Below are 16,032 nucleotides of genomic sequence, written 5' to 3' on the forward strand. Positions count from 1 at the left end.
GCCATGAACCCAGCACAAGATGCCGTCACCCTGACCGTTGACGGCCTGGACTACGGCGGCTGGAAAAGCGTCGAGATCAGCGCGGACCTGGAGCGCCAATTCCGCAGCTTCAGCCTCAACATCACCTGGCAGTGGCCGGGGCAACTGGAGGTCAAGCCGATCAAGCCCGGCTCGCGTTGCCAGGTGCGTATCGGCAGCGACCTGGTGCTCACCGGCTACGTGTACAAGGCGCCGGTCAGCTATGACGCGCACCAGGTCAGCCTGAGCATCGAAGGCAGTTCGTTGACCCAGGACCTGGCCGACTGCGCAGCCATCAACCGCCCGAGCCAGTGGCAGGAGCAGAGCCTGTTGAGCATCGTCCAGGCCCTGGCGGGCGCCTATGGCGTGGGCGTGGTCAGCGAGATCCCGCAGACCGCCAAGCTTGGCAAGCACAGCATCGTGCCCGGGGAGACGGTGTTCCAGTCCATCGACCGGTTGCTGACCCTGTACCGGGTGTTCTCCACCGATGACGCCGAGGGCCGCGTGCTGCTGGCCAAGCCCGGCAGTAGCGGGCGGGCCAGCGATGCCCTGGAGCTGGGCAAGAACATCCTGTCGGCCAATGCGCCGATGGATTTCAGCCAGGTGTTCTCCGAGTACCGGGTCATCGGCCAGCACAAGGGCAGCGACCAGAAAAGCGGCGCTGCGGTCGCCGAGGTCTCGGGCCAGGCCCGGGACCCGAGCATGGCGCGCAAGCGGGTCACGGTGATCAGCGAAAGCGCGCAGCTGACCCCCGAACTGGCCCAGCAGCGGGCCGACTGGGAGAGCGCCACCCGCATGGGCAAGGCGCTGACCACCAGCTATCGGGTCCAGGGCTGGCGCCAGGGCAACGGTGATTTGTGGCGGCACAACACCCTGGTGCGGGTGATCGACAAGGTCCTGGGCTTCGACCAGGACATGCTGATCTCCAAGGTCACCTATTCGCTCTCCGAACAAGGCTCGATCACCACCTTGCAAGTGGCGCCGCCGCACACCTTCGACGCCAACCCCGTCCCCGCGAAAACCTGAGCCGCCCCCGGCGGCGTACAGGCCACCGGGGCCTGCCATTGCCTGCCCGATGCGTCGGGCCCGGGCCAGCCAAGGAATCCACCATGAGCCTACTGACACGCCTGTTGGCGCGCGGCACCGTCGTGCTCGCCAACTCGGCCAACAAACTGCAATCGCTCCAGATGCGCCTGACCGCCGGCGAGGTGAATGACGACATGGAGCATTTCGAGCCCTACGGTTTCACCAGCAATCCGCTGGCCGGGGCCGAAGGCATCGCCACCTTCCTCGGTGGCGACCGCTCCCACGCCGTGGTGCTGGTGGTCGCTGACCGCCGCTACCGCCTCCAGGCCCTGGCGCCCGGCGAGGTGGCGATCTACACCGACGAAGGCGACAAGGTGCACTTCAAGCGTGGCCGGGTGATCGATATCCAGACCGACACCCTGAACATCCGGGCGGCCACGGCGGTGAACATCGATACACCGACCCTGACCCAGACCGGCAAGATCGTCTCCCAGGGCGACCAGGTGGCCGGCGGCATCAGCCAGATGCGCCACCCGCATGCCGGCGTGCAGCCGGGCCCAGGCCAGACCGGCGCACCGGTGGGAGGCCCATGATGTTCCTCAGCCACGACCTCAAGACCGCGCTGACCCGCGCGGTGCTGATCAGCCTCTACACCTGGCGCCGCGCCGCCGACGATGACGTGCTCGACGATGACGAGCGCTTCGGCTGGTGGGGCGACAGTTTTCCCACGGTGGCCGACGACCGCATCGGCTCGCGGCTGTGGTTGCTGCGCCGGGTCAAGCTGACCCGCCAGACCCAGCTCGATGCCGAGTTCTACGCCCGCGAAGCCCTGCAATGGCTGATCGACGATGGCCATTGCAGCGCCGTCGACATCAGCAGCGAACGCCTCGACGCCCAACGCCTGAACCTGCGCATCGTGCTGGGACTGGCCGGTGGCGAGCGCCTGGACATCAACCCCGAACACAGTTGGCAGGTGACCTATGCCGTTTGAAACGCCTTCGCTGCCGGTGCTGATCAAGCGCACCCAAAGCGACCTGGCCAGCGATTCGCTGCGCCAGTCCGATGCCCAAGTCCTGGCCCGAACCCTCAGCGGCGCCGCCTTTGGCCTGTATGGCTACCTGGATTGGATCGCCGAGCAGATCCTGCCGGACAAGGCCGATGAGTCGACCCTGGAACGGATCGCCGCGCTGCGCCTGAACCAGCCACGCAAGGCCGCCCAGGCGGCCAGCGGCAACGTCAGCTTCATGGCGTCGGCCGGGGCGGTGCTGGATGTCGATACGCTGCTGCAGTCCAGCGATGGCCGCAGCTACAAGGTAACCGCCGCGCGGACCACCAGCAGCGGCCTGAACAGCACCAGCATCGCTGCCCTGGATGCCGGTTCCCTGGGCAATGCCGAGGCCGGCCTGAGCCTGATCCCGGTGCAGCCGATCCAGGGCATTAGCGGCAGTTTCACGGTGCTGGCGCCAGGGCTGGTGGGCGGCGTCGCGCGCGAAAGCCTGGAGTCGCTGCGCTCGCGGGTGATCCGTTCGTACCGGGTCATTCCCCATGGCGGCTCGGCCCAGGACTACGAGACCTGGGCCCTGGAGTGCCCCGGCGTGACCCGCGCCTGGTGCCGCGGCAGCTACCTCGGGCCGGGCACCGTGGGCCTGTTCGTGATGCGTGACGACGATCCGCACCCGGTGCCGGATGCTGCGCAACTGGCCGAGGTGCAAGCGCATATCGAGCCGCTGCGACCGGTGACCGCCGAGGTCCACGTACTGGCCCCGGTGCAGCAGCCGGTGACCTATCGCCTGCGCCTGAGCCCGGACACCAGCGCCGTGCGCGCCGCGGTGCAAGCCCAGTTGCGCGACCTGCACCACCGTGAAGCCGGTCTCGGCGAAACCTTGCTGCTGACCCATATCGCCGAAGCCATCAGCAGTGCCGCCGGCGAGAACGACCACAAGCTGATGGCGCCCAGCGCCGACGTACCGGCCGCCAACAACCAGCTGCTGACCTTCGGAGGTTGCGTATGGCTGGAATGAGAAGCGCGGCCCAGTACCAGGAACAACTGCGCAGCTTGTTGCCCAGCGGCCCAGCCTGGGACCCGGAGCACGTACCGGAACTGGAGCAGGTGCTCGAAGGCATCGCCCAGGAACTGGCGCGCCTGGATGCCAGGGCCGCCGACCTGCTCAACGAGATGGACCCGGCCGGGGTCAGCGAACTGGTGCCGGACTGGGAGCGGGTGATGGAGCTGCCCGACCCCTGCCTGGGGGCCACGCCGTTGTTCGACGACCGCCGCCTGGCGGTGCGCCGGCGCTTGCTGGCGGTGGGTAGCCAGGCGCTGAGCTACTACGTGGAAATCGCCCGCAGCCAGGGTTACCCCAACGCCACCATTACCGAACTGGAGGCTCCGCGCATGGGCCGCGCCCGCTTCGGCTCGGCGCACTTCGGCACCTGGCAGGCGCAGTTCATGTGGACGCTCAACACCGGCGGCCGGCTGCTGCTCGGGCGGCGCTACGGCGCCAGCTACTGGGGCGAACGCTTCGGCATGAACCCCGGATCGGCCCTGGAGTGCCTGATCCACCGCAGCGCCCCGGCCCATACCCGGGTGCATATCAATTACGACTAGAGGGCAGGTGATGGACTTTCCCAGAAGTGTGCCCAGCGCGGGGCTGGTCAACGGCCGGTTTGCCGACGAAAACCCGCTGACCGGGACGCCGGGCTCGTTGATCAGCGCCGCCTGGGGCAATGGCGTGACCGAGGAGTTGCTCAATGTGATTCGTGCGGCGGGCATCACGCCAGCCGAAAGCGAATCGGACCAGCTGCTCAGGGCCTTGAAGGGCGTGCTGGCCCAGGATGCCCAGCCCCTGGCCGCGTTGGCTTTTCCCACCGTGGCCACGGCCGACGGGCGTATCGCGGTGACACCGGGTACGGCTGCGGCGGGCGGCACGGTCATGGTGCCCGGCGGGGTGCTGGTCAGCCTGGGCGAAGAAGCCCTGGTGGGCATCACCGCCCGTCCGCGGGCGCTGTACAGTGTGCCCTGGATTTCCCCAGACCTGGATATCAACAGCACGTATTTCTTGCGCATGCAGGTCATGGGTGGGGCGTTGGGTTGTTACCTGCAAAAGGGCTCCGACAACGACGCCGTTCCCCCTGCGCTCAAGGGCGCCGCCGGCGCCTCCGGAGGTGGTTTCGATTCCACCTGCATCGACCTGCTCCTGGCCAAGGTGGTCACCGCCGGTGCCGGGACCTTGCCCAAGCTGACCTTGCTGGCCAACAAGGCGCGGCTGGAAGCCGTGGGGGTCTGGTCCGGAGCAAGCGGCAGTTACTCGCTGCCTCTGAACTGGGCCAGGAAACCCCGGGCCTACGTTGCGGGAATGATGGACTACGACGATCTCGTCAAGACCGACTACAGCATCGTGGCCGAGGACACTGGCCATAACTTCAGGGCGGCGACATCGGTCATGCCCGAAGGTGGTTTCAGCGATCGCTACATGGGGCGTGTACTGATCCTGTCCTGGGCGCAGAACACCAGTAGCGCAGGGGTGATCAACGCCCGTGTCAGATGGGAGGCCTAGGAATGAAAGCCTTTATCGAACAGGGCGTCGTGACGGCCCTGGTGAGCGGCGATATCGACGGTGGCGTCGAGCTGCCGCCAGGCCTTGCGGTGACCGTCGGCTGGCGCTACCAGGATGAGCTGTTCAGCCCGGCTCCGGACAGCCTTGCCGCCGAACCACAGCAGCCGCTTTTACAAGCCGAGCGCGACTGGCGCCGCACGGCCCTGGCCGGGACCGACTGGCTGGTGGCCCGCCACCGCGATGAACTCGACGCCGATGCCCCGGCGACCCTGGGACGCAAGCAGTTTGCCAAGCTGCTGGCTTACCGCCAGGCCCTGCGGGACTGGCCGGCCTCGGCCGGCGAGTCGCAAACCCAAGCGCGACCCGAGCCGCCCAAGTGGCTGGCGAAGTTGCCCCACTGACAGGACATGAACCATGGATTACCCGAAAAGCGTACCCAGTGCGGGCCTGGTCAATGGCCGCTTCGTCGATGAAAACCCGCTGACCGGCTCGCCGGGATCGCTGATTCCCGCCGACTGGGGCAATGGCGTCACCCAGGAGATCCTCAACGTCATCAAGGCGGCCGGCCTGGTGCCGGATGAACGCAAGACTGACCAGCTGACCCAGGCCATTGGCGAGTTGCTCGACTTCAAGCGCTTGAAGAACACCCCCACCACCCTGGGCGGCTACGGCATCAGCGATGCCAGCGGGCGTCTGTTGGCGGTGAAGCAGTTCGAAACCGTGGGCATCACCCTGTACCGACCCGATCCCAGGGCCAAGCGCATTCGCGTACGCCTGGTGGGCGCCGGTGGTTCCGGCGGCGGCTGCCAGCCGGTGCCCGCAGGTAGTTTCACCGTGGGCGGCGGCGGTGGTTCCGGCGCCTATGCCGAGGGCTTGTTCGACGTGACCCCACAGATGCTGGCGGGGGTGCCTATTACCCTGGGTGCCGGTGGCGAGGCGCGTGCAGTCGCGGGCACCAGCGGCGGTAGCGCCTCTTTCGGCAGCTACATGAGTGCCTCTGGAGGTACGGGGGGCCAGGTGATCACCTTTGTTTCGACTGCCCCCGGATTCGTCCAGGGGGGCGTAGGCGGCGGCGTGGTGACGGGCGGCAACCTTTCCAGCGCCCGTGGCATACAGGGCGGTTATGCCATGAGCAATCCGAACTGGGGCACGCTGGCGGGCTGCGGCGCAGCCAGTCCGTTCGACGGCGGGGCAGCGGCTACGGGCTTGAACACCACAGGCTTCGCCGGGGTGCGGGGTTCGGGCGGTGGCGGTAGTTGTTCATACAACGCCAGCGCTGCCTGCTTGAGCGGCGCCGGTGGCGGTGCCTTTTGTGAAATCTGGGAGTACGCGTGATGGCCCGTTATGTCCGTGTGGAAGAGGGCGTGGTGGTCGAGTTGATCGAGACCGGCGACTACGCCATCGCTGATTTGTTCGCCCCGCAGTTCCTCGCGTCAATCCACCCTGCGCCCCCGGGGCGCGAAGTGCGGGTGGGCATGGAGTTGCAGGCCAGCCCTGTGCCGGCTTCGGTGGCTGAAGCAAGTGAGCCGGTGGCTGCGCCGCTGGCGACACCGCCAGGCGACAAGCTGGAGGCCGTGGCCCGGGCCCATGTGGCCGAAGTGGTGGCCCAGGGGGCGGAAGCCCGGGAGCGCCAATGGCGCAGCGACAGCCTGGAAGCCAGCCAGTGGCTGGCGGCCCGGCACCGCGATGAACAGGACCTGGGTCGCGGCACCAGCCTTAGCGCGCAGCAGTACCTGGAGTTGCTGGAGTATCGCCAGGCCTTGCGCGAATGGCCCGGTTGCCAGGGGTTTCCGGCCGTGGCGGCGCGCCCGCAAGCCCCCCAATGGTTGCCAGGCAACCTGCCTGGCCAATGACCGGCGCGAATCCCTCGAGCCGTTTTCAATCATCTCAAGACGCCTGCCCGCCACCCGGGTGCCGACGTTGCCTGGCCGCTGGCCGAGCCGCGTTGCACCCGGGACGTAGCGGTGGGCGTCCTTATCAGGACATCACCTGTGGACTATCCAAAAAGCGTGCCCAGCTCCGGGCTGGTCAATGGCCGGTTCATCGATGAAAACCCGGTTGCCGGCACACCGGGGTCGCTGATCCCGGCCAGCTGGGGCAACGCGATCACCGATGAAATCCTCAATGTGCTGTCGGCCGCGGGCATCGCTCCGCTGGAAGGCAGCAACAACCAGCTGATCACCGCGCTGCGCAGCGGTGCGCTGTTCCAGACCAAACCGCAGTTCGACAACGGCAAGTCGGCGGCCACCACCGAGTTCGTGCAACGCGCCCTGGGCTCGCTGCGCGATGTGGCGGTCTACAACGCGGCCACCACCCTGACCGCCGCCGATATCGGTCGTTGCGTGCGCTTCGGTTATGGCGGCTACAGCATCACCTTGCCCGCGGCCGGACCGGCCATCGCCAATGGCAGCGCCCTGTACCTGATGAACACCGGCACCGGGGCCATGACCGTGGTGGTCAATGGTGGCGACAAGATCGCCGTCGGCAACGGCTACCTGAGTAGCTTCGAGTTCGGCGTGGGCGATTCGGTGGTGCTGGTCAAGCATCTCAATGGCGAGTGGACGGCGCTGCTGGGCAGCGTACCGATGCGCTACATGCCGGGTTTTGCCTGTTCGTTGAACACCACGGGGTACCAGAAATTGCCCAGTGGCTTGATCGTGCAATGGCTCATCGGCGGTTCCGACAGCAATGGCAACATGACTCTGTCGCTCCCCATCCAGTTTCCCAACGCAGTGCTGGGCGGCATCGCCAACGAAAGTCATCCCCAGGGCTGGGGAACCACGGGCCGGACCACGGTCTGGGCCTTCGACCTGCCCAGCAGCAACAAGGCGGTGGTGGTGGCCAAGTCCCGGGACATCATCGGCAACAACGTACCGGTGCCCAATCCCATTGGCGGCCGCATCCTGGTTTGGGGGTATTGAATGAGCAAGTATTTTCTAGCGCAGACCCTGGGTTTCCTGTGCTCCGACGAGCATGAACCGGCGCTGCTGGAGCAGGCGGTGAAGATTACCGACCTGGAGTACCAGAAGCTGTTCGAGGGCCAGGCCCAGGGCCAGGCCATCGCTGCCGACGAGTTGGGCCGGCCGATCCTGGTGGAACGCCCCGGGCCTTCGGCCGAGACCTTGGCGCTGATCGAGCGGGCCTGGCGCGACGGCCAATTGCAGGAGACCGACGGCGTGGTGGCGCGCCATCGCGATGAGCTGGACGCCGGTGGCGCCACCAGCTTGTCGGCGGCTCAATTCCAGAGCCTGCAGGATTATCGGCGGCTGTTGCGCCAATGGCCGGCCCAGGACGAATTCCCCGCTAGCGACAAGCGCCCCGTACAAGTGATGCCGGCACCGGCAGCGGCTCCCGCGGTGAAGCGCACCCGGGCCAGAAAGCCCGCGCAACCGGCACCGGATGCAGCGTCCTGATGCGGGCCAGCAGGCGTCGTGAGGCCGATGGGGCGGCATGCCCAGGCCTTGTTCATTGGAAAAAACATGCAGGAGTAGAACAGTGGATTATCCCAAAAGCGTTCCTGGCATAGGCCTGCTCAACGGCAAGTTCGTCGATGAGAATCCTGTGGCCGGAACTCCCGGGTCGCTGATCCCCGCCGCCTGGGGCAACAGCATTACCCAGGAGCTGTTGACGGTGATTGGCCGCGCCGGGCTTGTACCGGATGAAGCGGATACCGCTCAGCTGCTCAAGGCGTTGCAGGTCATGTTGGCCAACGCCAGTCCCATGCTTTCGCGCGTGCTCCAGATCAACCATTCCAGAAGCCTGGCCGCGCAGGACCTGGGTCTGGTGATGGTCAACGGCGCACAGGAACCGATTACGCTGACGCTACCTGCGGCGGACTCGGTACTGGGTGTGCGCGACGTGATCGTGCGGCGGCTCGACAACGGTGGCAACCGGGTACTGGTGCAATGCACGGGGGCTGACACCATCAAGTTCCACACCCATCTGCGTGCCGCAGGGTACGGTTTCCTGGTGTTGATGGGCGCTGGTGATTTTTGGCATCTGCGCAGTGATGGGGCGGGAGGCTGGTGGCCGGTCGGGCGCTATGACAACGCTGCCCTTGGGCGAATGTTCTTCGAGACCACGACCCAGTTCAGCCCGGGTGGATATGGCGCCTTGAACGGCAAGTTGCTGAACCGCGCCGACTGGCCCTGGTTGTGGGATCACGCGAAGCAATCGGGCATGTTGCGCCCCGACAACGATCGTGCGGGGGGCTGGAGCTACGGTGATGGTGTATCGACTTTTCGCCTGCCCGAGGCCCAGGGCGAATTCCTGCGGGTACTTGACGAGGATCGTGGGGTCGATGTCGGGCGTGGGGCGGGCAGCTGGCAAACCGGGACCAATATCACCGGCGACAACGGCCAGGCCCCGGCGGTGCACGGTATTGGCGAACTGGCTAACGTGGGGGTCGATCCGACCTCGTTCAATGGAATGATCTATTACAACGCTGCGGGTGCGACGCAGGTGATCTCCAGTATCTACTGGGGCATGGTGCGTCCGCGAAACATCGCCTATCCCGGCCGTATCAAACTTATCTGAGGTTCTCATGCCTGAATATCTTGTGAGCCCTGCCGGAGCGTTGATCGGGCCGGTGGTATTTCCTGTGGTTCCCGGGCTGGGTGTGCAGTTGCCGGCCAATGCCGTGGAATTGCCCAGCGAGTTGAGTCCGCCCGAAAAGGGATTTGCCTGGGCCTGGGTCGATGGTGCTCCCCAACTGTTGCCTGATCATCGCGGCCAGGTATTCCAGATCCATGGTGGCGCGGCAAGTACCTGGGAGCGCCTGGGTGATCTGCCCGAGGGACTGACCACCCAGCCCCGTCCCGATCCCTATCACGTTTGGCACGATGATCGCTGGCAGCTTGACCGTGAGGCCCGGGAGTCCGCGACTCTGGAACAGCTGCTGTTGGAGCGAGACAACCGTTTGCGTGAGGCAGCTATCCGCCTGGCCCCCCTGCAGTACGCCGTCGACCTTGGAGAGGCCTCTACCGAGGAGAAAAACGCCTTGCTCGATTGGAAGCGCTATTGCATCGCCTTGAATCGTATCGAACAGCAGCCCGGATATCCGTCCGAGATCGAGTGGCCGGTACTGGCGCCTTCCGTATTGAAGGCTCCATCCAACCCACTGTTCGCGCTGTTTCGTGGGAAGAACAAATGAAAGGAATTCTCTATGTCGATCACTGAAGAGCAGTTGCTCAAGATCATGCCGAACGCCCGCCGCCAAGCGGGCGTTTTCGTATCCCCGCTCAACGCTGCCATGGCTCGCCGGCAGATCGATACGCCCAAGCGCCAGGCGGCGTTCCTGGCGCAGATCGGCCATGAATCGGGGCAGTTGCAGTACGTGCGCGAGCTGGGCAACGACCAGTACCTGAGCAAGTACGACACCGGCACCCTGGCCGCGCGGCTGGGCAATACCCCCGAGGCCGATGGCGACGGCCAGCGCTATCGCGGGCGTGGGCTGATCCAGGTCACCGGGCGCAGCAACTATCGCCAGTGCAGCCTCGGCCTGTTCGGCGACGAGCGCCTGCTGGAGTTGCCCGAGCTGCTGGAGCAGGCGCAATGGGCCGCCGAATCGGCAGCCTGGTTCTGGGAGCGGGCGGGGCTCAATGCCCTGGCCGATCGTGATGAGTTCAACGCCATCACCCGGCGCATCAATGGCGGCTTGAACGGCCTGGAAGATCGCCGCCAGCTCTGGGGCCGGGCGCGCTCGGTACTGGGCCTGCCGGCCGCCTGAGGCTGCCGGCGTGCGCCAAGGAGAATCAGCATGAACATTCGCAGTTGGCTGGCCGTGGCGGTCATGGCCGGGCTGCTCTATGCCCTGGGCTACATCACCGGGGTTGGCAGCGAGCGTAGCCGCAACCACGTCCTGGACGAGGCGCGCCTGCGCCAGTCCTTCGAACAGGGCCAGGCCCTGGGTACGGTCAAGGAGAAGGTGGTGGTCGAGTACGTCGACCGCATCGTCAAGGTCTACCAGGCGGGCGCCACGATTACCAAGGAGGTTCCTATCTATGTTTCCCAAGCCGCTGATAGTGCTTGCGTGGTGCCTGCCGGTTTTGTCCGGGTGCACGACGCCGGCGCCCGCAACCTGCCCGTGGCCGGAGGCCCCCGCGGCACTGATGGCGCCGCCTCGGGCCTTGCACTCTCTACCGTCGCCGCCAGCGTCGTCGACAACTACAACCAGTGCCACGCCAACGCCGAGCAACTGAAGGCGTTGCAGCAGTGGGTGCGCGAGTCCCAGGCGCTGCTGCAGGGCGCCCCAGCGGTGGCCCGGCATCCCTGAGGGGAACAGGAGACTTTCATGTCCGTACCGGATATTCGTAAACCTTCCGAACTGCTGCAGGCCATCGAGCGAGGCTTGCGCCAGGCCGAACCAGGCCTGCAGGTGGGCACGCGCCAGGACTTCGGCAACACCTCCGGGCAGCCGTGGTTTTTGCTGGATATCGAGCGTAACCAGCAGGCCCCGCGTTCCTCCCAGGGGCGCCAGGTGCAGTTGCTGCGCATCGTCCTGCAGCTGTGTGTGCCGCGCCAGGCGGGTTCGACCCAGGCCGCCTGGGACCTGGCCAGCCGGCTGCTGACGGTGCTGGCGGATAACCGCTGGGGCTGGTCGGCCGAGCAGTGTGGCGCGGCGGGCAACATCGTCGCGCAGCCTTTGCCGGTGACCGATCCGCAGACGACCCATGACGCCTGGAGCTTGAGTTTCGACCAGGCCATCTACCTGGGGCCGGCGCTGCTGGATGACCCTGTGGGCAAGCCGTTGTTCGCTCGTACCTGGGAAGTCTCCAGCATCGACGATCCGAGCCAATACCGAGCCCTGGAGGACTGAACCATGTTCGATGCCTTCCTTAGGGTGCAACTGGCCCCGATCATCGAGCGCCTGGCCGAGATGGAAACCGAGCTGGACGACCTGCATCGGCGTGCCGAGAGTTTCTGCCGGATCGGCATTTGCCATTCGGTGGACGCCGCCAGCAATACCTGCCGGGTCAGCCATGGCGACCTGCTGACCCCGGCCATCCGTTTCTTCAACCCCAGCGCCGGGGAGCAGAGCGAGTCGCGCATTCCTTCGGTGGGCGAGCAATGCCTGTTGCTCAACCATGGCGCGGGGGAGGGCGGGGGCCAGTCGGTGGCTTTGTTCGGCCTCAACAGCCAGCGCTTTCCCCCGGCCGCCACGGTCGCCGGCCTGACCCGTCGGCAATACCGCGACGGCAGCCAGAGCAGCTACGACGACACCAGCCACACCCTGAACTGGAGCAACGGCCCGGCGGCATTCAGCGGCAGCCGTGAGGCGCTGGAGTTGAGCCTTGGCAATGCCCGCCTGGTGATGACTGCCGATGCCGTGGACCTGAGCCTGGGCGCCAGCGGCCTGCGGCTGGACGCCGGAGGTGTGCACTTGCGCGGCCCGCTGGTGGAGCACCAGGGCCGAGTCATCAGTACCGCATAAGGAGTTCGCCATGATCGGCGTTGATAGATACACCGGGGCAGCGGTCGATGACTGGCTGCAATTTGTCCAGCGTGCCACCCGGGCGCTGACCACCCCTTTGGGCACCCGGCAGAAGCGGCCGCTGTACGGTTCGCTGATTCCCCAGTTGCTGGGGCGCAATCTTGGCGACGACCTGTTGGTCCTGGCCCAGAGCCACGCCGCCGAGGCGTTCTACAACAAGGCTAACGGCATTGCCGACTTCGAGCCCGAGGTCATCGTCGCCAGCCGCCAGGGCGCGGGTTTGCTGCTGCGCTTCGCCGGGACCTGGAACAACCGCCGGCAATCCTTCGAGGTGGTGACATGAGCATGCTGATTCCCGGGCAGAACCAGCTCGAAGAACCGGAGATCGTCAAGGTCGATGAGTTCGAGCCGTTGCTGGCCGAGTTCAAGGCCTTCGTCCTTGACTATGTGGCTGCCCGTTCCCCGGAGCAGGCGACCAAGTTGCGCACCAGCCTGGACAACGAAAGCGAACTGCTGACCATGGCGCTGGAGGCCTTCTGCGTGCGCTTGCAGACCCACGAGCGCAAGTACAACGCGCGGATCCGCCAGATGCTGGCGTGGTGGGCCACCGGCAGCAACCTGGACGCGCGCCTGGCCGACATGGGCCTGGAGCGCCAGCTGCTGGTGCCGGGCGACGACCAGGCCTTTCCGCCGGTGCCGCCGGTATACGAAAGCGACGACGATGCGCGGCTGCGCTACTACCTGGCGCCCCACGCGCCAGCGGCCGGTTCGCGCATGCAGTATCGACGGGAGATCTTCACCCTGGGGGAGCGGCCGGTGGTCAAGGTCGACTCCGGCGCCGCCGGGGTGGTGACGGTCACCTACACCTTCGACCCGGATGGCTTCGCCGCCCAGGTCAAGGATGGCAACGCCCGGCGCACGGCGCCGGGGGAGGTGATGGTGACGGTGCTGTCACGCTCCGGGGATGGCACGCCATCGGCAGAGTTGCTTGATGGCGTGCGCAGGCACTTCGCCCGCCCGGATGTGAAGCCGGAAACGGATCGGGTCACCGTCCAGGCAGCGCAAATCTTGCCCTACCGGATTCGCGTGGTGGCCAAGATCAATCCGGGACCCGATTCCGGATTGACCAAGGTCGCGACACAGCAACAGCTCCAGGCCTACGCCGACAGCTGTCACCGCCTGGAGGGGCGGGTCGACCCGAGCTGGATCGATTTCACCTTGCACAAGGCCGGCGCGGTGCAACTGGAGATCCTCGAACCCTTGCAGCCCATAGTCACCAGTGCATTCCAGGCGCCTTATTGCCTGGGGGTTGAAGTGGAGGTGCGGATTCTATGAACGAAGACAATGCACCTTCGAGCTTGCTACCGAGCAACAGCTCGGCACTGGAAAAGGCTCTCGACCTGGGGTTTGCCCGGTTGCTGGAGCGTGTGGCACCGCCGTTTCCCCAGTTGATGGACCCGGCCCGTACCCCGGCGCAGTTCCTGCCTTACCTGGCCGCAGACCGTGGGGTCAACGAGTGGGATGCCGGAGCCGGTGAAGCCGAAAAGCGCCTGACCGTGGCGTTGTCCTGGCAGATCCAGCGCCAGGCCGGGACCCACAAGGCCTTGAGCCATGCGGTCGAGTCCCTGGGCTTTAAGCCCAATATCGCGGCCTGGTACGAACAACGGCCCCAGGCACACCCCTACACCTTCGATGTGCAGGCCGTCATCGTGCGGGACTGGTCCAGTGGCGATCACAACCGCTTGATACGGCGCATCAACGCCGCCAGGAGCGAGCGCGACGAGGGCACCATCACCGTGGTTCACCAGACCGCTGCCGGCCTGGGCGTGGCTGCGGCGGCCGAGCCGGGCCTGAGCATCGGCGACGACAGCCACCCGGGCGCATTGCCGCAGATCCGCCTGCATGGGGCTTTGGGCCTGGGCGCTGGGGCCGGTACGCCATTGAGCGATGGCGAGCTGTGCCTGGCCGGCGTGCTGCCTGAATTCGGGCTCGATGCCCGACTCAACAATGCTGGGGTTGCCCAGCACTACACCATCAACGACTACGACCTCAGGGCGCAGCTATGACAGAAGACATTACGCGCTTGGTTCGCTTCACTTCCGCCGGTCTGGAGGAAGTGCTGGCGGCCAAGAACCAAGGCTTGAAAGGGCAGATCACCCACATCGGCGCCGGTACCGGTCGCTACGATCCGAGCGGTTCGCAAACCAGCCTTCGCGATGAGCGGCAACGGGTGGCAATCGTGGATTACGAGGACCTGGGTTCGAACCAGCTACGGATGGCGGCGCTGTTCGATGGCGCGGACGAATACGAGATTGGCGAGTTCGGTTTCTACCTGGCCAGCGGTACGTTGCTGGCGGTGTATTCGGTGGCCGGCAAGCTGCTGACGTACAAGGCCGCCGCTGCCCGGGTGCTGCAGAAATTCACCCTGGATATCTCGCCGTTGCCGGCCCAGAGCGTGACCGTGGTGGTCGGGAGCGAGAATCTCAACATCTTGCTGGCAGATGAGCTGGCCACGCTCTCGGCGGCCAGCATCGACCATATGAACCGGGGCCTCGACGTGCTGTTTCGCCTGCGAGCCCTGGAAAAAAGGACCGTCTGACGGGCCTCGAATCAGGCTTGCAGGTGCCAGTGAAGTGGTTCAGTCACTGGTGCTGAATAGGCAACGCCGTTGTGAACAGTCGCAACGCAATCTAAGGAGTTAGGACTTTGAGTACAGAACAGCAACTGGCCGCGGTGGTAAACGCGGCGAACAACTTGACCAATACTGTCACGGGCAAGATCGGCGAGATCGACCAGGCCATTGCCAAGGCTCGCCAGCAATATGACTCGCAACTTGCGGATCTCCAGGGTCGCCTGCCACGCCTGGCCGTTACCAAGAACTTCACCCTTTTACCCAACTCGGCCGGGACACTGATCGACAACTGGGGCATTCATGCCCAGGTCACCACGACTCAACTGCGTGCCATTTCTTCGGTGTCCCAGGCGATGGGGCGCCCGGTTGCGGATGTCGACTTCATGCTGAAGGTGCAGGCGGATGTCCGGGAGCAGTATCCGAATTTCGATATCCGGGCATCGGACTATTGGCGCGGGGCGATCAACGTCTGGCAAATGAAATGGACCCAGATCGACTCCAGCCCCTGGTTGGCCTTTCCCTACGCCAGCGACCAGGCATTGGCGAACGGTGCCGCTGCGGTACCGCTGAACACCTCGCTGACCCTGGGTGCTTTCGTGCGAGTGATTGAAGGGTCGATCGCTGGCGCCTGGAGTCACGGTGCCGAGAAGGGCAAATGGCGCTGGTGCTCGACCGTGATGTCTCCTTCGGCGTTGTTTGGAGCCTATTTCCACTTGCATCCAATGCGAACTTCGTCCAACGGACTGATTGAAATCATGCTGGCCGGTGCTTGCACCGGCGCGGTCACCAATCCAGGTGACTGGGGCACCATGCTGGCCATTAGCTAAGGAACAACACCATGAAACCTACCTTTGTACCTGCCGAGCTGCATCCGATCATCAAGTGGGAAATGATTCGCAAGGCGCGCGATGAAGACCTGGCCGCCAGTGACTATGCCGCCATGCCCGACTACCCCATGGGCGAAGCCAATCGTCCGGCGTTCGCCGCCTACCGCCAGGGGCTGCGGGATATTCCCGAGCAGGGCAGCGATCCGGATGCGGTCGCCTGGCCGGCCAAGCCGGAATTCCTCAAGTAACCCTTCTGCCGCGCAAGCGGTTTTTTTACGCCTGAACAAAGCCCCGTCCCGGGGTTTTTGCGTTTTTGTCTCTGGAGAAACATGCATATGGCTATCCGCCAGAAATACACCGTGCTCGTGCCATTCCCCACCGGTGGTGGGCATTGGTCGAGCGTCGGCGAAGAACTCGACCTGCTCGATGTCCAGGCCAGCGCGCTGCGCAGTGCCGGGCGCCTGGAGCTGACCAGCGTCCTTGCGGCGCAGACCCCATCCACCAAGGCCGCCAAGGCCGCGACCAAGAAGGCTGACTGAC

The 16,032-nt window shown here is 65.5% G+C and carries 24 protein-coding genes; all 24 read left to right on the forward strand.

Going from position 1 to position 16,032, the window contains the following annotated elements:
* Positions 1-3: 3 nt before the first annotated feature.
* The 24 genes from C4K39_RS06150 (at position 4) to C4K39_RS06265 (ending at position 16,031) form a co-directional block, all read left to right on the forward strand.
* On the forward strand, positions 4-1,044 hold the full coding sequence (locus tag C4K39_RS06150; protein WP_085599305.1) for a phage baseplate assembly protein: 1,041 nt from the start codon (positions 4-6) through the stop codon (positions 1,042-1,044).
* 83 nt (positions 1,045-1,127) lie between these two features.
* On the forward strand, positions 1,128-1,637 hold the full coding sequence (locus C4K39_RS06155) for a phage baseplate assembly protein V (protein ID WP_068580487.1): 510 nt from the start codon (positions 1,128-1,130) through the stop codon (positions 1,635-1,637).
* Positions 1,637-2,035, forward strand: a complete 399-nt coding sequence (locus C4K39_RS06160; RefSeq protein WP_124348320.1) for a phage GP46 family protein — start codon at positions 1,637-1,639, stop codon at positions 2,033-2,035. Before C4K39_RS06155 ends, C4K39_RS06160 begins: the two co-directional genes overlap by 1 nt.
* Complete coding sequence (locus C4K39_RS06165) at positions 2,025-3,065, forward strand: baseplate J/gp47 family protein (protein ID WP_124345880.1); 1,041 nt, start codon at positions 2,025-2,027, stop codon at positions 3,063-3,065. The genes C4K39_RS06160 and C4K39_RS06165 overlap by 11 nt, the downstream gene beginning before the upstream one ends.
* Complete coding sequence (locus C4K39_RS06170) at positions 3,053-3,652, forward strand: YmfQ family protein (protein WP_124345881.1); 600 nt, start codon at positions 3,053-3,055, stop codon at positions 3,650-3,652. Before C4K39_RS06165 ends, C4K39_RS06170 begins: the two co-directional genes overlap by 13 nt.
* Positions 3,653-3,662: 10 nt before the next feature.
* Positions 3,663-4,601 carry a hypothetical protein gene (locus C4K39_RS31750; RefSeq protein ID WP_225926562.1) on the forward strand — a complete coding sequence of 313 codons (939 nt, stop codon included), beginning with the start codon at positions 3,663-3,665 and terminating at the stop codon, positions 4,599-4,601.
* A 2-nt stretch (positions 4,602-4,603) separates the two neighbouring features.
* The gene (locus C4K39_RS06180; RefSeq protein WP_124345882.1) at positions 4,604-5,002 is read left to right on the forward strand and encodes a phage tail assembly chaperone; all 399 of its coding nucleotides are present in this window, start codon (positions 4,604-4,606) and stop codon (positions 5,000-5,002) included.
* A gap of 13 nt (positions 5,003-5,015) precedes the next feature.
* Positions 5,016-5,936 (forward strand): glycine-rich domain-containing protein, encoded by a 921-nt coding sequence (locus C4K39_RS06185; RefSeq protein ID WP_124345883.1) that lies wholly within the window; start codon positions 5,016-5,018, stop codon positions 5,934-5,936.
* Positions 5,936-6,454: a phage tail assembly chaperone gene (locus C4K39_RS06190; RefSeq protein WP_068580498.1), complete on the forward strand. Its 519-nt coding sequence runs from the start codon at positions 5,936-5,938 to the stop codon at positions 6,452-6,454. Before C4K39_RS06185 ends, C4K39_RS06190 begins: the two co-directional genes overlap by 1 nt.
* A 138-nt stretch (positions 6,455-6,592) precedes the next feature.
* On the forward strand, positions 6,593-7,522 hold the full coding sequence (locus C4K39_RS06195) for a gp53-like domain-containing protein (protein WP_124345884.1): 930 nt from the start codon (positions 6,593-6,595) through the stop codon (positions 7,520-7,522).
* Positions 7,523-8,014 (forward strand): tail fiber assembly protein, encoded by a 492-nt coding sequence (locus C4K39_RS06200; RefSeq protein ID WP_124345885.1) that lies wholly within the window; start codon positions 7,523-7,525, stop codon positions 8,012-8,014.
* A gap of 82 nt (positions 8,015-8,096) precedes the next feature.
* Positions 8,097-9,137 (forward strand): phage tail protein, encoded by a 1,041-nt coding sequence (locus C4K39_RS06205; RefSeq protein ID WP_124345886.1) that lies wholly within the window; start codon positions 8,097-8,099, stop codon positions 9,135-9,137.
* 7 nt (positions 9,138-9,144) lie between these two features.
* Complete coding sequence (locus C4K39_RS06210; RefSeq protein WP_068580506.1) at positions 9,145-9,753, forward strand: tail fiber assembly protein; 609 nt, start codon at positions 9,145-9,147, stop codon at positions 9,751-9,753.
* Positions 9,754-9,765: 12 nt separating this feature from the next.
* A complete protein-coding gene (locus C4K39_RS06215; RefSeq protein WP_022642626.1) occupies positions 9,766-10,329 on the forward strand; it encodes a glycoside hydrolase family 19 protein in 564 nt (187 codons plus the stop codon).
* Positions 10,330-10,359: 30 nt separating this feature from the next.
* Complete coding sequence (locus C4K39_RS06220; RefSeq protein WP_124345887.1) at positions 10,360-10,875, forward strand: hypothetical protein; 516 nt, start codon at positions 10,360-10,362, stop codon at positions 10,873-10,875.
* Positions 10,876-10,893: 18 nt separating this feature from the next.
* Positions 10,894-11,418, forward strand: a complete 525-nt coding sequence (locus C4K39_RS06225) for a hypothetical protein (protein ID WP_124345888.1) — start codon at positions 10,894-10,896, stop codon at positions 11,416-11,418.
* Positions 11,419-11,421: 3 nt separating this feature from the next.
* Entirely contained in the window at positions 11,422-12,033 is a 612-nt protein-coding gene (locus C4K39_RS06230; protein WP_124345889.1) for a phage baseplate assembly protein V, read from the forward strand.
* Between the two features lie 10 nt (positions 12,034-12,043).
* The gene (locus tag C4K39_RS06235) at positions 12,044-12,376 is read left to right on the forward strand and encodes a phage baseplate protein (protein ID WP_124345890.1); all 333 of its coding nucleotides are present in this window, start codon (positions 12,044-12,046) and stop codon (positions 12,374-12,376) included.
* Positions 12,373-13,368 carry a baseplate J/gp47 family protein gene (locus tag C4K39_RS06240; RefSeq protein ID WP_068580513.1) on the forward strand — a complete coding sequence of 332 codons (996 nt, stop codon included), beginning with the start codon at positions 12,373-12,375 and terminating at the stop codon, positions 13,366-13,368. The genes C4K39_RS06235 and C4K39_RS06240 overlap by 4 nt, the downstream gene beginning before the upstream one ends.
* Entirely contained in the window at positions 13,365-14,099 is a 735-nt protein-coding gene (locus C4K39_RS06245; protein WP_124345891.1) for a phage tail protein I, read from the forward strand. Before C4K39_RS06240 ends, C4K39_RS06245 begins: the two co-directional genes overlap by 4 nt.
* The gene (locus tag C4K39_RS06250; RefSeq protein ID WP_068580518.1) at positions 14,096-14,632 is read left to right on the forward strand and encodes a phage tail protein; all 537 of its coding nucleotides are present in this window, start codon (positions 14,096-14,098) and stop codon (positions 14,630-14,632) included. Before C4K39_RS06245 ends, C4K39_RS06250 begins: the two co-directional genes overlap by 4 nt.
* Before the next feature lie 107 nt (positions 14,633-14,739).
* Positions 14,740-15,492, forward strand: coding sequence for a hypothetical protein (locus C4K39_RS06255; protein WP_085599271.1), 753 nt, complete (start codon positions 14,740-14,742; stop codon positions 15,490-15,492).
* A gap of 11 nt (positions 15,493-15,503) precedes the next feature.
* Positions 15,504-15,740: a tail fiber assembly protein gene (locus C4K39_RS06260; RefSeq protein WP_053135617.1), complete on the forward strand. Its 237-nt coding sequence runs from the start codon at positions 15,504-15,506 to the stop codon at positions 15,738-15,740.
* A gap of 87 nt (positions 15,741-15,827) precedes the next feature.
* Positions 15,828-16,031, forward strand: a complete 204-nt coding sequence (locus C4K39_RS06265; protein WP_022642635.1) for a hypothetical protein — start codon at positions 15,828-15,830, stop codon at positions 16,029-16,031.
* Position 16,032 lies beyond the last annotated feature (1 nt).

Origin of the sequence: Pseudomonas sessilinigenes (assembly GCF_003850565.1) — a bacterium.
Classification (GTDB): domain Bacteria; phylum Pseudomonadota; class Gammaproteobacteria; order Pseudomonadales; family Pseudomonadaceae; genus Aquipseudomonas; species Aquipseudomonas sessilinigenes.

Coding starts and splice junctions, on each gene's coding strand:
- C4K39_RS06210 (WP_068580506.1), top strand. CDS start 9,145: ATGCCTGAATATCTTGTGAGCCCTGCCGGAGCGTTGATCGGGCCGGTG.
- C4K39_RS06215 (WP_022642626.1), top strand. CDS start 9,766: ATGTCGATCACTGAAGAGCAGTTGCTCAAGATCATGCCGAACGCCCGC.
- C4K39_RS06220 (WP_124345887.1), top strand. CDS start 10,360: ATGAACATTCGCAGTTGGCTGGCCGTGGCGGTCATGGCCGGGCTGCTC.
- C4K39_RS06160 (WP_124348320.1), top strand. CDS start 1,637: ATGTTCCTCAGCCACGACCTCAAGACCGCGCTGACCCGCGCGGTGCTG.
- C4K39_RS31750 (WP_225926562.1), top strand. CDS start 3,663: ATGGACTTTCCCAGAAGTGTGCCCAGCGCGGGGCTGGTCAACGGCCGG.
- C4K39_RS06230 (WP_124345889.1), top strand. CDS start 11,422: ATGTTCGATGCCTTCCTTAGGGTGCAACTGGCCCCGATCATCGAGCGC.
- C4K39_RS06245 (WP_124345891.1), top strand. CDS start 13,365: ATGAACGAAGACAATGCACCTTCGAGCTTGCTACCGAGCAACAGCTCG.
- C4K39_RS06155 (WP_068580487.1), top strand. CDS start 1,128: ATGAGCCTACTGACACGCCTGTTGGCGCGCGGCACCGTCGTGCTCGCC.
- C4K39_RS06240 (WP_068580513.1), top strand. CDS start 12,373: ATGAGCATGCTGATTCCCGGGCAGAACCAGCTCGAAGAACCGGAGATC.
- C4K39_RS06185 (WP_124345883.1), top strand. CDS start 5,016: ATGGATTACCCGAAAAGCGTACCCAGTGCGGGCCTGGTCAATGGCCGC.
- C4K39_RS06200 (WP_124345885.1), top strand. CDS start 7,523: ATGAGCAAGTATTTTCTAGCGCAGACCCTGGGTTTCCTGTGCTCCGAC.
- C4K39_RS06225 (WP_124345888.1), top strand. CDS start 10,894: ATGTCCGTACCGGATATTCGTAAACCTTCCGAACTGCTGCAGGCCATC.
- C4K39_RS06250 (WP_068580518.1), top strand. CDS start 14,096: ATGACAGAAGACATTACGCGCTTGGTTCGCTTCACTTCCGCCGGTCTG.
- C4K39_RS06165 (WP_124345880.1), top strand. CDS start 2,025: ATGCCGTTTGAAACGCCTTCGCTGCCGGTGCTGATCAAGCGCACCCAA.
- C4K39_RS06260 (WP_053135617.1), top strand. CDS start 15,504: ATGAAACCTACCTTTGTACCTGCCGAGCTGCATCCGATCATCAAGTGG.
- C4K39_RS06235 (WP_124345890.1), top strand. CDS start 12,044: ATGATCGGCGTTGATAGATACACCGGGGCAGCGGTCGATGACTGGCTG.
- C4K39_RS06190 (WP_068580498.1), top strand. CDS start 5,936: ATGGCCCGTTATGTCCGTGTGGAAGAGGGCGTGGTGGTCGAGTTGATC.
- C4K39_RS06150 (WP_085599305.1), top strand. CDS start 4: ATGAACCCAGCACAAGATGCCGTCACCCTGACCGTTGACGGCCTGGAC.
- C4K39_RS06170 (WP_124345881.1), top strand. CDS start 3,053: ATGGCTGGAATGAGAAGCGCGGCCCAGTACCAGGAACAACTGCGCAGC.
- C4K39_RS06265 (WP_022642635.1), top strand. CDS start 15,828: ATGGCTATCCGCCAGAAATACACCGTGCTCGTGCCATTCCCCACCGGT.
- C4K39_RS06180 (WP_124345882.1), top strand. CDS start 4,604: ATGAAAGCCTTTATCGAACAGGGCGTCGTGACGGCCCTGGTGAGCGGC.